14 protein-coding genes, 1 rRNA gene and 1 other annotated feature are annotated in these 15,039 nt (G+C 50.8%); of the genes, 8 read left to right on the top strand and 7 right to left on the bottom strand.

Going from position 1 to position 15,039, the window contains the following annotated elements; genetic code table 11:
* Positions 1–47: 47 nt before the first annotated feature.
* The 4 genes from OGV38_RS08200 to rluD form a co-directional block, all read right to left on the bottom strand.
* A 16S ribosomal RNA gene (locus tag OGV38_RS08200) occupies positions 48–1,589 on the bottom strand.
* 416 nt (positions 1,590–2,005) lie between these two features.
* Complete coding sequence (clpB, locus tag OGV38_RS08205) at positions 2,006–4,579, bottom strand: ATP-dependent chaperone ClpB (RefSeq protein ID WP_047499529.1); 2,574 nt, start codon at positions 4,577–4,579, stop codon at positions 2,006–2,008.
* 129 nt (positions 4,580–4,708) lie between these two features.
* On the bottom strand, positions 4,709–5,440 hold the full coding sequence (gene yfiH / locus OGV38_RS08210; protein WP_181635282.1) for a purine nucleoside phosphorylase YfiH: 732 nt from the start codon (positions 5,438–5,440) through the stop codon (positions 4,709–4,711).
* The gene (rluD, locus tag OGV38_RS08215) at positions 5,437–6,417 is read right to left on the bottom strand and encodes a 23S rRNA pseudouridine(1911/1915/1917) synthase RluD (RefSeq protein WP_016154063.1); all 981 of its coding nucleotides are present in this window, start codon (positions 6,415–6,417) and stop codon (positions 5,437–5,439) included. Before rluD ends, yfiH begins: the two co-directional genes overlap by 4 nt.
* Positions 6,418–6,548: 131 nt before the next feature.
* Here rluD and bamD point away from each other — a divergent pair, with 131 nt between their 5' ends.
* The 4 genes from bamD (at position 6,549) to pheA (ending at position 9,305) form a co-directional block, all read left to right on the top strand.
* Positions 6,549–7,286 carry an outer membrane protein assembly factor BamD gene (gene bamD, locus OGV38_RS08220; RefSeq protein WP_016154064.1) on the top strand — a complete coding sequence of 246 codons (738 nt, stop codon included), beginning with the start codon at positions 6,549–6,551 and terminating at the stop codon, positions 7,284–7,286.
* A gap of 269 nt (positions 7,287–7,555) precedes the next feature.
* Positions 7,556–7,954: a ribosome-associated translation inhibitor RaiA gene (gene raiA, locus OGV38_RS08225; RefSeq protein WP_502874068.1), complete on the top strand. Its 399-nt coding sequence runs from the start codon at positions 7,556–7,558 to the stop codon at positions 7,952–7,954.
* A gap of 42 nt (positions 7,955–7,996) precedes the next feature.
* Positions 7,997–8,122 (top strand) — a sequence feature (Phe leader region).
* Positions 7,998–8,045, top strand: a complete 48-nt coding sequence (gene pheL, locus OGV38_RS08230) for a pheA operon leader peptide PheL (protein WP_100250063.1) — start codon at positions 7,998–8,000, stop codon at positions 8,043–8,045. It overlaps the preceding feature by 48 nt.
* 22 nt (positions 8,123–8,144) lie before the next feature.
* Positions 8,145–9,305, top strand: a complete 1,161-nt coding sequence (gene pheA, locus OGV38_RS08235) for a bifunctional chorismate mutase/prephenate dehydratase (RefSeq protein ID WP_269520040.1) — start codon at positions 8,145–8,147, stop codon at positions 9,303–9,305.
* 101 nt (positions 9,306–9,406) lie between these two features.
* Here pheA and tyrA read toward each other — a convergent pair whose 3' ends face one another.
* Both tyrA and aroF read right to left on the bottom strand, forming a co-directional pair.
* On the bottom strand, positions 9,407–10,528 hold the full coding sequence (gene tyrA, locus OGV38_RS08240; RefSeq protein ID WP_016154066.1) for a bifunctional chorismate mutase/prephenate dehydrogenase: 1,122 nt from the start codon (positions 10,526–10,528) through the stop codon (positions 9,407–9,409).
* A gap of 10 nt (positions 10,529–10,538) precedes the next feature.
* Entirely contained in the window at positions 10,539–11,609 is a 1,071-nt protein-coding gene (gene aroF, locus OGV38_RS08245) for a 3-deoxy-7-phosphoheptulonate synthase AroF (protein ID WP_016154067.1), read from the bottom strand.
* Positions 11,610–11,824: 215 nt separating this feature from the next.
* On the opposite strand from aroF, the gene OGV38_RS08250 reads away from it, so the two are divergent.
* From OGV38_RS08250 to OGV38_RS08265, 4 genes are all read left to right on the top strand, one after another.
* Entirely contained in the window at positions 11,825–12,199 is a 375-nt protein-coding gene (locus tag OGV38_RS08250; RefSeq protein ID WP_016157184.1) for a DUF2799 domain-containing protein, read from the top strand.
* Between the two features lie 158 nt (positions 12,200–12,357).
* Positions 12,358–12,876, top strand: coding sequence for a regulatory sequestration protein YfiR (gene yfiR, locus OGV38_RS08255; protein WP_016157185.1), 519 nt, complete (start codon positions 12,358–12,360; stop codon positions 12,874–12,876).
* Complete coding sequence (gene dgcN / locus OGV38_RS08260) at positions 12,869–14,095, top strand: diguanylate cyclase DgcN/YfiN (RefSeq protein WP_047414892.1); 1,227 nt, start codon at positions 12,869–12,871, stop codon at positions 14,093–14,095. The genes yfiR and dgcN overlap by 8 nt, the downstream gene beginning before the upstream one ends.
* Positions 14,096–14,105: 10 nt before the next feature.
* Positions 14,106–14,588, top strand: a complete 483-nt coding sequence (locus OGV38_RS08265; protein WP_016154071.1) for an OmpA family protein — start codon at positions 14,106–14,108, stop codon at positions 14,586–14,588.
* A 178-nt stretch (positions 14,589–14,766) separates the two neighbouring features.
* Here OGV38_RS08265 and tnpA read toward each other — a convergent pair.
* Positions 14,767–15,039 (bottom strand): IS200/IS605 family transposase (gene tnpA / locus OGV38_RS08270; RefSeq protein WP_286473102.1); only part of this gene is annotated, 273 nt, incomplete at its 5' end.

A 15,039-nucleotide genomic window follows, 5' to 3' on the forward strand; every position in this document is an offset into this window, starting at 1 on the left:
TTCATCAGACAATCTGTGTGAGCACTACAAAGAACGTTTCTTTAAGGTAAGGAGGTGATCCAACCGCAGGTTCCCCTACGGTTACCTTGTTACGACTTCACCCCAGTCATGAATCACAAAGTGGTAAGCGCCCTCCCGAAGGTTAAGCTACCTACTTCTTTTGCAACCCACTCCCATGGTGTGACGGGCGGTGTGTACAAGGCCCGGGAACGTATTCACCGTGGCATTCTGATCCACGATTACTAGCGATTCCGACTTCATGGAGTCGAGTTGCAGACTCCAATCCGGACTACGACATACTTTATGAGGTCCGCTTGCTCTCGCGAGGTCGCTTCTCTTTGTATATGCCATTGTAGCACGTGTGTAGCCCTACTCGTAAGGGCCATGATGACTTGACGTCATCCCCACCTTCCTCCAGTTTATCACTGGCAGTCTCCTTTGAGTTCCCGACCGAATCGCTGGCAACAAAGGATAAGGGTTGCGCTCGTTGCGGGACTTAACCCAACATTTCACAACACGAGCTGACGACAGCCATGCAGCACCTGTCTCAGAGTTCCCGAAGGCACGTTCGCATCTCTGCAAACTTCTCTGGATGTCAAGAGTAGGTAAGGTTCTTCGCGTTGCATCGAATTAAACCACATGCTCCACCGCTTGTGCGGGCCCCCGTCAATTCATTTGAGTTTTAACCTTGCGGCCGTACTCCCCAGGCGGTCGACTTAACGCGTTAGCTCCGGAAGCCACGCCTCAAGGGCACAACCTCCAAGTCGACATCGTTTACGGCGTGGACTACCAGGGTATCTAATCCTGTTTGCTCCCCACGCTTTCGCACCTGAGCGTCAGTCTTTGTCCAGGGGGCCGCCTTCGCCACCGGTATTCCTCCAGATCTCTACGCATTTCACCGCTACACCTGGAATTCTACCCCCCTCTACAAGACTCTAGCCTGCCAGTTTCGGATGCAGTTCCCAGGTTGAGCCCGGGGATTTCACATCCGACTTGACAGACCGCCTGCGTGCGCTTTACGCCCAGTAATTCCGATTAACGCTTGCACCCTCCGTATTACCGCGGCTGCTGGCACGGAGTTAGCCGGTGCTTCTTCTGCGAGTAACGTCAATTGCTGCGGTTATTAACCACAACACCTTCCTCCTCGCTGAAAGTACTTTACAACCCGAAGGCCTTCTTCATACACGCGGCATGGCTGCATCAGGCTTGCGCCCATTGTGCAATATTCCCCACTGCTGCCTCCCGTAGGAGTCTGGACCGTGTCTCAGTTCCAGTGTGGCTGGTCATCCTCTCAGACCAGCTAGGGATCGTCGCCTAGGTGAGCCGTTACCCCACCTACTAGCTAATCCCATCTGGGCACATCCGATGGCAAGAGGCCCGAAGGTCCCCCTCTTTGGTCTTGCGACGTTATGCGGTATTAGCTACCGTTTCCAGTAGTTATCCCCCTCCATCGGGCAGTTTCCCAGACATTACTCACCCGTCCGCCACTCGTCACCCAAGGAGCAAGCTCCTCTGTGCTACCGTTCGACTTGCATGTGTTAGGCCTGCCGCCAGCGTTCAATCTGAGCCATGATCAAACTCTTCAATTTAAGTTTGATGCTCGTGAATTAAACTTCGTAATGAATTACGTGTTCACTCAGAGACTTGGTATTCATTTTTCGTCTTGCGACGTTAAGAATCCGTATCTTCGAGTGCCCACACAGATTGTCTGATAAATTGTTAAAGAGCAGTGCCGCTTCGCTTTTTCTCAGCGGCGCGGGGTGTGCATATTACGCCATCCCGCTGCAGAGTCAAGCGTTTATTTTCGCTTTTCTCTGCTGACCCGGCGGTTTGTAATCCGTTGTTCCGTGTCAGTGGAGGAGCATTATAGGGAGTTATTTCAGGCTGACAAGTTAAAAATACAAAAAACTTATCAAGCGACTACTTTTCAACCATCACATTGATTTTTGCTTTGTTTTTAAACAAAAACGAGCCCCGCAGGGCTCGTTTATTGTCGTTTTGTGACTTACTGCACTGCCACAATGCGATCGTCATTCACTTCCAGCCGAATCGTTTTGCCTGGAATCAGCTCACCAGACAGAATTTGCTGCGCTAGCGGGTTTTCGATCTGTTGCTGGATAGCACGTTTGAGTGGACGTGCGCCATACACCGGATCGTAACCATTCGCACTCAGCAGTTTAAGCGCCTCGTCAGAGATATGAATTTCATAGCCACGCTCTTCCAGACGTTTGTACAGACGTTGCAGTTGGATCTGTGCAATAGAAGCAATGTGCTGCTCACCCAACGGATGGAATACAACAACTTCATCTATACGGTTGATGAATTCCGGGCGGAAATTATGGCTCACGACGCCCAGGACCATATCCTTCATGTGGCCGTAGTCCAGCTCACCGAAGCGTTCCTGAATCAGATCGGACCCCAGGTTCGAGGTCATGATGACAACCGTATTACGGAAGTCGACCGTTCTCCCCTGCCCGTCAGTCAGACGACCATCGTCAAGCACCTGCAACAGAATATTGAACACATCCGGGTGCGCTTTCTCCACTTCATCCAGCAGGATGACAGAGTAAGGACGGCGACGTACCGCTTCTGTCAGATATCCACCTTCTTCATAGCCGACATATCCCGGAGGCGCCCCGACCAGACGAGACACCGAGTGTTTCTCCATAAACTCGGACATATCGATACGCACCATGGCATCATCACTGTCGAACATAAAGTTTGCCAGCGCTTTGCACAGTTCAGTTTTACCGACACCGGTTGGGCCGAGGAACAAGAATGAACCAATCGGGCGATTTGGATCGGACAAGCCAGCACGGCTACGACGGATGGCGTTAGAAACGGCTTCCACCGCTTCGTTCTGGCCAATCACGCGGCTGTGCAACTGCTGCTCCATACGCAACAGTTTTTCCCGTTCGCCTTCCAGCATGCGAGCAACCGGGATCCCGGTCCAGCGCGCCAGCACTTCTGCAATTTCTGCATCCGTGACTTTATTACGCAGCAGACGCATGGTTTTGCCTTCAGACTGGGTGGCTGCTTCCAGTTGTTTTTCCAGTTCAGGAATTTTGCCGTACTGCAGTTCAGACATCCGCGCCAGGTCGCCGACACGACGCGCCTGTTCGATAGCGATTTTCGCCTGCTCCAGCTCAGCCTTGATAGTTTGCGTTCCCGAAAGGGATGCTTTTTCAGCTTTCCACTCTTCTTCTAATTCAGAATACTGGCGCTCTTTATCGTCCAGCTCTTCGTTGAGCATCTCGAGACGTTTTTTACTCGCCTCATCAGACTCTTTCATTAATGCCTGCTGTTCCAGTTTGAGCTGGATAATACGGCGGTCGAGTCTGTCGAGTTCCTCCGGCTTGGAGTCAATCTGCATACGAATGCTGGATGCCGCCTCATCGATAAGGTCGATAGCTTTGTCCGGCAACTGACGATCGGCAATATAGCGGTGAGACAGCGTAGCTGCCGCAACAATCGCCGGGTCAGTGATCTGCACATGGTGGTGCAGCTCATAACGTTCTTTCAGGCCACGCAGAATCGCGATGGTGTCTTCTACTGAAGGTTCGGCTACAAATACTTTCTGGAAACGACGTTCCAGTGCCGCATCTTTTTCGATGTACTGGCGATATTCATCAAGCGTTGTTGCGCCTACACAGTGCAGTTCCCCGCGTGCCAGCGCAGGTTTCAGCATGTTCCCGGCGTCCATTGCGCCATCGGCTTTACCCGCCCCAACCATGGTATGCAGCTCATCAATAAACAGGATGACATTGCCTTCCTGTTTCGAGAGATCGTTCAGCACGCCTTTTAAGCGTTCTTCAAACTCACCACGATATTTGGCCCCAGCCACCAGCGCACCCATATCCAGCGCCAGCACACGGCGACCTTTTAAGCCTTCCGGCACTTCACCATTGATAATTCGTTGGGCCAGCCCTTCAACGATGGCCGTTTTACCAACACCTGGTTCGCCGATTAACACCGGGTTATTTTTAGTACGACGCTGCAGTACCTGAATGGTACGGCGGATTTCTTCATCACGCCCGATAACCGGATCGAGTTTGCCCTGCTCGGCACGTTCGGTCAGGTCGACGGTATATTTTTTCAAGGCCTGACGTTGGTCTTCAGCCCCCTGGTCATTCACGCTTTCACCTCCACGCATTTGTTCAATTGCCTGAGTGATATTCGCGGTCGTCGCACCTGCTGATTTTAGTAAATCGGTCAGCGTACCGCGTGACTCAAGCGCCGCCAGTACGAACAGTTCTGACGAAATAAAGTTGTCCCCACGTTTTTGCGCCAGCTTGTCGCAAAGATTCAGTACACGCACCAGATCCTGAGAAGGCTGCACATCACCGCCGGTACCTTCTACCTGCGGCAACCGGCTCAACGCCTGGTCAATGGCTGTACGTAACTGGCCAGCATTAATGCCAGCAGACGTTAATAAAGGACGTACCGATCCCCCTTCCTGATTCAGCAAGGCGCTCATTAGATGAAGTGGTTCGATGAATTGATTGTCGTGCCCCAATGCGAGTGACTGGGCATCGGCAAGAGCAAGCTGGAATTTATTAGTAAGACGATCCAGACGCATAACTCCTCCCATAACAGGTCAAAATTGCTACTGGAGATTAAATGAGGTCATCCCTCAATTATTCAAGGTGAATGACCTGAATTATGTGAAAAGAAAATTACACGTACCGGATCGTCTTGATTCTTTAGGTTATATCAGCCAAATAAAACTTGCCATACGACCCGTGGTATTGTCGCGACGATAAGAGAAGAACGTCTCACTTTCGCTGAACGTGCAACGGTCGCCGCCGTAGATGTTCTCTACTCCGATATTTGCCAGACGCTGACGCGCAAGCTGGTAAATATTCGCCAGATATTTATCATCATGCGGTACAAATGCGAGGTCCGCTTGCGGATCTTTCGCCATGAACGCTGCGCGAACTTCTGCTCCCACTTCAAACGCGTTCGGGCCAATCGCCGGGCCTAGCCAGGCAATAATGTTTTCAGGTTTGTCGGCAAAACACGCCACCGTCTCTTCCAGCACGCCGGCGCATAATCCGCGCCAACCCGCATGTGCCGCCGCGACTTCCGTTCCTGCGCGATTGCAAAACAGCACCGGCAGACAGTCGGCCGTCATCACGGCACACACGGTGCCCGGCGTATTGCTGTAAGAAGCATCCGCACGTTTGGAGGCGTAAGGCTCGCCGGTCAGTTTCAGGACATCCTTACCGTGGACCTGCTCCAGCCAGACTGGCTTTGACGGCAGATTGCCCGCAGCAAACAGCCGCTTGCGGTTCTCTTCAACATGTTCCGGGTTGTCGCCGCAATGGGCGCCCAGATTCAGCGAATCATAAGGCGGCATGCTAACACCGCCAATACGGGTAGAACTACACGCCACAACACCTTGCGGTATCGGCCACTGCGGGACAATTAGCTTACTCATAGCCAGGCAATATCATCCTTATGTTCTTCGAAATCAGCGCGCATCACTTCAATCAATTGCACCATATCTTGTGGAATCGGTGCGTGCCATTCCATTTCGATACCTGAAATTGGGTGATATAAACGCAGCATAGTCGCGTGCAGCGCCTGACGATCGAACTTACGCAGAACGGAGATAAATTCGTCAGAAGCGCCTTTCGGTGGACGCGGACGACCGCCGTAGACCTGATCGCCCACCAGCGGATGGGTGATATGCGCCATGTGCACGCGGATCTGGTGCGTACGTCCGGTTTCCAGACGCAGCCGCAGACGCGTGTGCACACGGAAGTGTTCCATAATACGATAGTGCGTCACCGCCGGTTTCCCCATCGGGTGTACCGCCATGTGCGTACGCTTGGTCGGGTGGCGGCTAATCGGTTCCTCAACGGTTCCGCCTGCCGTCATATGACCAATCGCCACGGCTTCGTACTCACGGGTAATTTCGCGCAGTTGCAGCGACTCCACCAGACGCGTTTGCGCCGGAACGGTTTTTGCCACCACCATTAATCCGGTCGTGTCTTTATCCAGACGGTGCACGATACCAGCACGTGGAACATCCGCGATTGGCGGGTAGTAATGCAGTAATGCATTCAATACCGTGCCATCAGGATTACCGGCGCCCGGATGCACTACGAGGTCACGGGGTTTGTTGATGACAAGAATATCATCATCTTCATAAACGATATCCAGTGGGATATCCTGAGGTTCAAAACGAACCTCTTCATCAATTTCTGCAGTGATGGAGACGCGCTCTCCACCCAACACTTTTTCTTTCGGTTTATCGCAAAGATTGCCATTTACCAGTACGCGCTGGTCAAGGATCCATTCTTTTATGCGCGATCGCGAATAATCAGGGAACAATTCGGCCAAAGCCTGATCTAAGCGTTGACCGAGCTGATTTTCGGAGACTGTTGCGGTGAGTTCTACTCGTTGTGCCATAAACTGCTTCTTCGTTTAACGTTGGGTTTTACGGCTTTGCCGTTTAATATAGTGTGCTATTGTAGCTGGTCTTAACCGGGAGCAGGAACAGAGAATCTCCCGTAAAACATTTTGAGGAAAGTCAAAACGTCATGACGCGCATGAAATATCTGGTGGCAGCAGCCACGTTGAGCCTGTTTTTGGCGGGTTGCTCTGGTTCAAAGGAAGAGGTGCCCGATAATCCGCCAAATGAAATCTACGCGACTGCTCAGCAAAAGCTGCAGGACGGTAACTGGAAACAGGCAATAACGCAATTAGAAGCGTTGGATAACCGTTATCCATTTGGACCGTATTCTCAGCAGGTGCAATTAGATCTCATCTACGCCTACTACAAAAACGCCGATCTGCCACTTGCTCAGGCTGCCATCGATCGTTTTATTCGTCTTAACCCGACACACCCTAACATTGATTATGTCATGTATATGCGTGGCCTGACCAATATGGCGCTGGATGATAGCGCACTGCAAGGATTCTTTGGTGTTGATCGCAGCGATCGCGATCCGCAACATGCCCGAGCTGCGTTTAATGACTTTTCCAAACTGGTACGTGGCTATCCGAACAGCCAGTACACCACTGACGCCACCAAACGTCTGGTATTCCTGAAAGACCGTCTGGCGAAGTATGAATATTCCGTTGTGGAATACTACACTGCCCGCGGTGCATGGGTTGCCGTGGTAAACCGTGTGGAAGGCATGCTGCGCGACTTCCCGGATACCCAGGCAACACGCAATGCCCTGCCGTTAATGGAAAATGCTTATCGCCAGATGCAGATGAATGCGCAGGCAGAAAAAGTAGCGAAAATCATTGCCGCCAACAGCAGCAATACCTGATTTATCTCAGAATGCAAACGGCAGCCCAAAGGCTGCCGTTTTTTTTATCCGTAAACGCCACAACTGAAGCGGTTTAGCTGCAACGCATCTCATCAAATATGGCTTGCTTTCAGGTATTCCTCAAGTAAAAAATCGCTTGTTCCTGCGGTGCCTCACAAAAAGGTTTTCTTGACAAAAAGCGACAAAAAAATGTGATTAACATCACACATTTTGACATTAGGAACGGTATGCTGGAATCACCAAGACGGGAAAGACAAGAGGTAAAATTTATGACAATGAACATTACCAGTAAACAAATGGAAATTACTCCGGCAATTCGCCAGCATGTCGCAGACCGTCTCGCCAAACTCGAAAAATGGCAAACTCATCTGATTAATCCACATATCATTCTGTCTAAGGAGCCGCAGGGTTTCATTGCTGATGCCACCATCAATACACCGAACGGACATCTGGTCGCCAGCGCAAAACACGAGGATATGTACACCGCAATTAACGATTTGATCAACAAGCTGGAACGGCAGCTCAATAAAGTGCAGCACAAAGGCGAAGCCCGTCGTGCAACAACTTCAGTCAAAGACGCCAACTTCGTCGAAGCAGAAGAAGAGCAGTCCCTTACATTGAGTGTATCGCCAACGCGCCTCCGGGCGCGTTTTTTGTTGACAGGGTGAAAACAGTACGGGTACTTTACTGACGTAGCCAAAGGAAAATTACATGAAACTTGTCCCGTTCTTCTTCGCATTCTTTTTTACCTTCCCCTGAATGGGAGGCGTTTCGTCGTGTGATAAAGAATGCGAAGACGAACAATAAGGCCTCCCACAACGGGGGGCCTTTTTTATTGATAACAAGAAAGGCAACACTATGACATCGGATAACCCATTGCTGGCGCTGCGCGATAAGATCAGCACGCTGGATGAAAAATTACTGGCCCTGCTGGCTGAGCGACGTGGACTGGCCGTAGAAGTTGGCAAAGCTAAGCTGCTTTCGCATCGTCCAGTTCGTGATATCGACCGTGAGCGCGATCTATTGGACCGACTGATTCAGCTTGGCAAAGCACATCATCTTGATGCTCACTACATCACTCGCCTGTTCCAGCTCATAATCGAAGACTCCGTCCTGACTCAGCAGGCACTGCTCCAGCAGCATCTGAACAAAATTAACCCGCACTCAGCACGCGTTGCTTTCCTTGGGCCAAAAGGGTCATATTCTCATCTTGCCGCACGTCAGTATGCTGCCCGCCATTTTGAACAATTTATAGAAAGCGGCTGCGCGAAATTTGCCGATATCTTTAATCAGGTCGAAACCGGACAAGCTGACTACGCAGTGGTTCCGATTGAAAACACCAGTTCCGGTGGGATTAACGACGTTTACGACCTGCTACAGCACACCAGCCTGTCTATCGTTGGCGAGATGACTATCACGATTGACCACTGCCTACTGGTGTCCGGCACGACAGATCTCGAGACCATTGAAACGGTATATAGCCATCCGCAGCCATTCCAGCAGTGCAGCAAATTCCTGAGTCGTTACCCGCACTGGAAGATTGAGTACACCGAAAGCACCTCGGCGGCGATGGAAAAAGTTGCGCAGGCTAACTCACCGCGCGTGGCGGCTCTGGGGAGCGAAGCCGGAGGCGTACTATACGGTTTGCAGGTTCTCGAGCATATCGAAGCTAATCAGACGCAAAACATCACCCGCTTCGTGGTACTGGCGCGCAAGGCAATCAATGTTTCCGATCAGGTGCCAGCAAAAACCACGTTGCTGATGGCGACAGGACAACAAGCCGGTGCGCTGGTAGAAGCTCTGCTGGTACTGCGCAACCATAATCTGATTATAACTAAACTGGAGTCACGCCCGATTCACGGCAATCCGTGGGAAGAAATGTTTTATCTTGATATCCAGGCCAACCTGGAATCACCCCAGATGCAAAAAGCATTGAAGGAGTTAGGTGAGATTACGCGCTCGATGAAAGTACTTGGCTGCTATCCAAGTGAGAATGTGGTGCCGGTCGATCCAAGCTAACGTTTGACAATGCCGGATGGCGCTACGCTTCTCCGGCATTCTATTTAGCCGATCCTTGTATGACTGATACAACGCATCAGCGTTGCCATCAAGCATCGTATTTATTGGCGACTATCGTTAGCCTGGCGCAACAAAGTACGGCTTTCATTCTGGAAGCGTTTCGCATAATCACCAAACCAGTGCTCCACCTTACGGAAGCTGTCGATGAACGCTTGCTTATCGCCCTGCTCCAGTAAACCGATCGCCTCACCAAAACGTTGGTAGTAGCGTTTGATCAGCGCAAGGTTACTCTCAGACGACATAATGATATCGGCATAGAGCTGCGGATCCTGGGCAAACAGACGTCCGACCATCGCCAGTTCAAGGCGATAAATTGGCGAAGAGAGTGCCAGTAACTGCTCCAGTTGAACATTCTCTTCCGCTAAATGCAGACCGTAAGCAAAGGTCGCAAAGTGACGCAATGCCTGAATAAATGCCATGTTCTGGTCGTGTTCAACAGCACTGATCCGATGCAGTCTCGCACCCCACACCTGAATCTGTTCCAGAAACCACTGATAGGCTTCCGGCTGACGTCCGTCACACCAGACGACGACCTGCTTTGCCAGACTGCCGCTGTCCGGGCCAAACATAGGGTGTAATCCCACCACCGGGCCGTCGTGCGCCGCCAGCATCGCCTGCAAAGGACCATTTTTCACCGAAGCCAGATCCACCAGGATGCAGTCGGACGGCAGACGCGGTAATTTGGCGATCACCTGCTCAGTGACGTGGATCGGCACGCTGACGATCACCATGCCCGCATCAGAGACGATCTCCGGCGCACGATCCCAGTCCTGCTGTTCCAGGATCCGTACCTGATAACCTGACAGGGTGAGCATTTTTTCGAAAAGACGTCCCATCTGACCGCCGCCGCCGACAATCACCACCGGTCGCAGAGAAGGACAAAGCGTTTTAAATCCTTTGTCGTTCTCACTGGAGTAAGACTCGCGCATAACCCGGCGCAGCACATCTTCAATCAGGTCCGGCGGCACGCCAAGGGCTTCCGCTTCCGCCCGGCGGGAGGCCAGCATAGAGGCTTCCCGTTCCGGCACGTAGATAGGCAGCCCAAAGCGGCTTTTTACTTCACCGACTTCGGCCACCAGCTCCAGGCGACGTGCCAGTAAACCCAGCAGTGCCTTGTCGACTTCATCAATTTGATCGCGTAATGCGGTCAATTCAGCAACCATAACCAACCTCTTATGCTACACGCGCCGACAGCTGGCCGTTTAAATCCTGGCTAATTTCACGCAGTAGCGCATCCGTCATTTCCCAGCTAATGCAGGCATCAGTTACAGACACGCCGTATTTCATTTCGCTACGCGGCTGTTCAGAAGACTGGTTGCCTTCGTGAATATTACTTTCAATCATCAAGCCAATGATCGAGCGATTGCCATCTTTGATTTGTGCAATCACGGATTCAGCCACGGCAGGCTGGCGGCGGTAATCTTTATTGGAGTTACCATGACTGCAATCTACCATCAGAGAAGGTCGTAGTCCCGCCTGCTCCATTTCTTTTTCGCACTGGGCGACATCCGCCGGGCTGTAGTTCGGCGCTTTACCACCGCGCAGGATCACGTGACCGTCCGGGTTACCCTGAGTTTGCAGCAGTGCAACCTGTCCAGCCTGGTTAATACCAACAAAGCGGTGCGACTGTGCCGCCGCGCGCATCGCGTTAATGGCGGTCGCCAGGCTACCGTCAGTACCGTTCTTAAAGCCGACCGGCATCGAAAGACCGGAAGCCATTTCGCGGTGAGTCTGCGATTCCGTGGTACGCGCACCGATTGCAGACCAGCTAAACAGATCGCCCAGGTATTGCGGGCTATTGGGATCCAGCGCTTCAGTTGCCAGCGGTAGTCCCATATTCACAAGTTCAAGCAGCAGCTGACGCGCAATTTTCAGGCCGGCTTCAACATCAAAAGAGCCATCCATATGAGGATCGTTAATTAACCCTTTCCAGCCGACGGTGGTACGGGGTTTTTCAAAATAGACGCGCATCACCAGGTAGAGGCTATCGCTGACCTCTGCGGCAAGGGCTTTAAACCGACGAGCGTACTCAATAGCCATTTCAGGATCGTGAATGGAACACGGACCACATACCACCAGCAGGCGCGGATCGCGACCAGAGATAATATCTGAAATGGTTTTACGCGACTGGGAGATTTGCGCTTCTTGCGCCTGGCTCAGCGGGAATTCAGCTTTCAGCTGCTCTGGAGTCATCAGAACCTGTTCGTCGGTAATATGTACGTTGTTCAGCGCGTCTTTTTGCATGGTGGTGATCCTGTTTAGCTCGTTTGCGATAGTTGATCCTCAGCGAGGAGGAGATAACGATAACACAACAGGTAAAGATTTCAATCCACAAACCGTAAATTTTAATTTACAACATACACTTTAATGACAGAATACGCCCTCCACTTCGTACATTAAAATTTACACCGTCCGGTATTGAGATCCACTATGCTTAAAAAAACGAGGGAGTACAGGCAATGAAGCAACTCATCAGCACCCTATTTCTATTACTTCTTAGCGGATGTCAGATAGATCCTTATACCCACGCCCCCACATGGACGGGAACCGCCTGGTACGACGCCGGAATACAAGATGCCATTTCGGGGTATGCCGTTAAAGATAATGAAACTCTTGCCGACAACTACAATGACCCCGAAGTCGATCGTACGGAATATCTTAAGGGTTATGCCGAGGGACAACGTAAAATCTGCCAGCCGGATTTTGTTTACGCCAGAGGTTTGACCGGGAAAACCTTTCCCCCAAGTTGTGATACGGTCGAAAATATTGACCAGTTACACAGTGCCTGGCAAAAAGGAGCAAACGAAGGTGCCACCTCAATAAGATTAAATTAAACAATAGCTTATATTTTATAAATTACTAAGATTTAACTTAAATCACTAATAGCTTTCCACCTGGCATAATGACGGCTTAGGAAAATAATGTTATTTTGTCCTAAATAATCTTGAATGTATTTCGACGTTTTACGGCAAACGCTGGTAGGTAACTATTCATGAGCTATTCTTACCGACTCATACTTCTACTGGCACTGCTCCTGACCGGATTACCGCTGTACGCCCAAAGCGTTACGGAAGAAGCAAAATCTGTACGCGCTATGGTTTCCGGCATCGTCAGTTATACGCGCTGGCCTGCACTGTCCGGGCCCCCCAAACTGTGTATTTTCTCTTCATCGCGTTTTTCCAGTGTCCTGGGAGATACCAGTGCCGGAGCATTACCCTATCTTCCCGTTATCATTCGTACGGAACAAGAAATATTAGTTTCGCAGTGTGACGGTTTTTATTTTGGAAAAGAATCCCCTACTTATCAGGTGGAATTAAAGAATAAATATCCGTCTAAGGCATTGCTATTAATTGCCGAACAGAACCCCGAATGCGTTATTGGCAGCGCCTTTTGCCTCATAATTAAAGATGAAGATGTGAGATTTTCCGTAAATATGGATTCCCTTTCACGCAGTGGCGTAAGGGTCAGTCCGGACGTATTAATGCTTGCACGGAATCAGAAGCATGGATAAGGGCCATTCTCCCATAACACGCCCGACGTTTAAGCGGACATTACGGCGTATCAGCATAATCAGCGTTCTGGTAACTATGACGCTGATCTGGCTGCTGCTCAGCATTTCTTCGGTGCTGGCATTGAGACAGTATGCGCAAAAGAACCTGGATCTGACCGCTGCAACCATGACCCGCACGCTTGAAGCAGCATTAGTTTTTTCTGATGGCGTCGCAGCAACTGAAACGCTGGCAGCACTAGGCCAGCAGGGGCAATTTTCCGTTGCAGAAGTTCGTAATAAAAACCAGAAGGTGATCGCCACCTGGCGCTATAACGCGCAGGATACCACTGAAAAAATCAGCGGACTTATCAGCCACTGGCTGTTCCCACAACCGGTCACTCAACCTATTTTGCATAATGGCAACGTCATCGGCGAAGTACGATTGACTGCGCGCGATAGCGTTATCAGCCATTTCATCTATTTGTCGCTGGCTGTCCTTACCGGGTGCATTCTGTTGGCCTCTGGCATTGCATTAATGCTCACTCGTTATTTACATAATGGCGTCGTGGAAGCCCTGCAAAATATAACCGAGGTGGTACATGATGTTCGTACCAACCGTAACTTTTCACGGCGCGTTTCAGAAGAGCGCATTGAAGAGTTTCACCTTTTTGCCCAGGATTTTAATAGTCTGCTGGACGAGATGGAGGAGTGGCAACTTAAACTGCAGGCAAAGAACGCCCAGCTTTTGCGTACGGCGCTACACGATCCGCTGACCGGCCTGGCGAATCGCGCCGCATTTCGCAGCAGCATTAACGCCCTGATGAATGACCATGCCGCCCACAGCAGCTCCGCACTGTTATTCCTTGATGGTGATAATTTTAAATTTATTAATGATACCTGGGGTCACGCAGCGGGGGATCGGGTCCTGATTGAAGTTGCAAACAGGCTGTCCGAGTTTGGTGGTAATCGACATCACCCCTACAGACTTGGCGGCGATGAGTTCGCTATGGTGCTGTACAGCGTTCACTCTGAATACGAAGTTCAGCGGATCTGCGCGGCACTGTCACACGAGTTTAACCGACCTTTTGACCTGCATAACGGTCATCAGGCAAGCATGACTCTCAGCATTGGTTTTGCGCTGACGTGGGAACATGCCTCTGCCGAGAAATTACAAGAACTTGCCGATAAAAATATGTATCAGGCCAAAAATTTGCGTTCTGAACGCATTATTAAAAAATAAGGACTTACACATGCTAAAACGTCTATCATCCCCTTTCCTTCTGCTTTTACTGATTTTGGCAGGCTGTCAGGCACCTCAGGGAAAATTTACCCCGGAGCAAATTGCAGCCATGAAATCGTACGGATTTACCGAAGCTTCCGGAGACTGGTCTCTTGGTCTGTCTGACAACATCCTGTTTGACAAAAACGACTATAAGCTCCGCCCTGAAAGTGAAAAGCAGATCCAGGAAATGGCATCCAAACTGGCAGCTACCGGGCTAAACCATGCGCGTATGGATGGTCATACCGATAACTACGGCGAAGACAGCTACAACGAAGCGCTGTCGCTCAAACGCGCGAATGTGGTTGCCGATGCGTGGGCACAGGGCGCCAACATTCCCCGCACTAATCTGACAACGCAGGGACTCGGGAAAAAATACCCGATCGCCAGTAATCAGACGTCAAAAGGTCGTGCTGAAAACCGCCGGGTTGCAGTCGTGATCGCTACGCCGTAAAAGTCCTCAACTGGCTGCGCGCCGCGCAGCCATCCAATTGCAATAAAACAAAAGAGTAAGGTCGGAATAAATAAATATCCTCCGGCATAGCCGGAGGTTTTTCGGATGCGCCTATAAGGCTCTGTTACCAGCCGCGCCCTAACAGGCGCATACGATCTGACATTTGCATCAGACTTCGTTACTTACGGCCCGTAAACGGGCTACCCGCATAAGGGATCGATAACTGCTCACCCATTTTATCTTCTGCAAGCTGCTGCTTTATGTATTCCTGTATCTTCACCGTGTTCTTACCCACCGTATCTACGTAGTATCCCCGGCACCAGAACTCTCTATTCCTGTACTTGAATTTCATATCCCCAAACTGTTCATACAGCATCAGACTGCTTTTCCCTTTCAGATACCCCATAAAGCCGGATACGCTCATTTTGGGTGGGATTTCCACAAGCATATG

Origin of the sequence: Citrobacter sp. Cb080 (assembly GCF_030334745.1) — a bacterium.
Classification (GTDB): domain Bacteria; phylum Pseudomonadota; class Gammaproteobacteria; order Enterobacterales; family Enterobacteriaceae; genus Citrobacter; species Citrobacter braakii.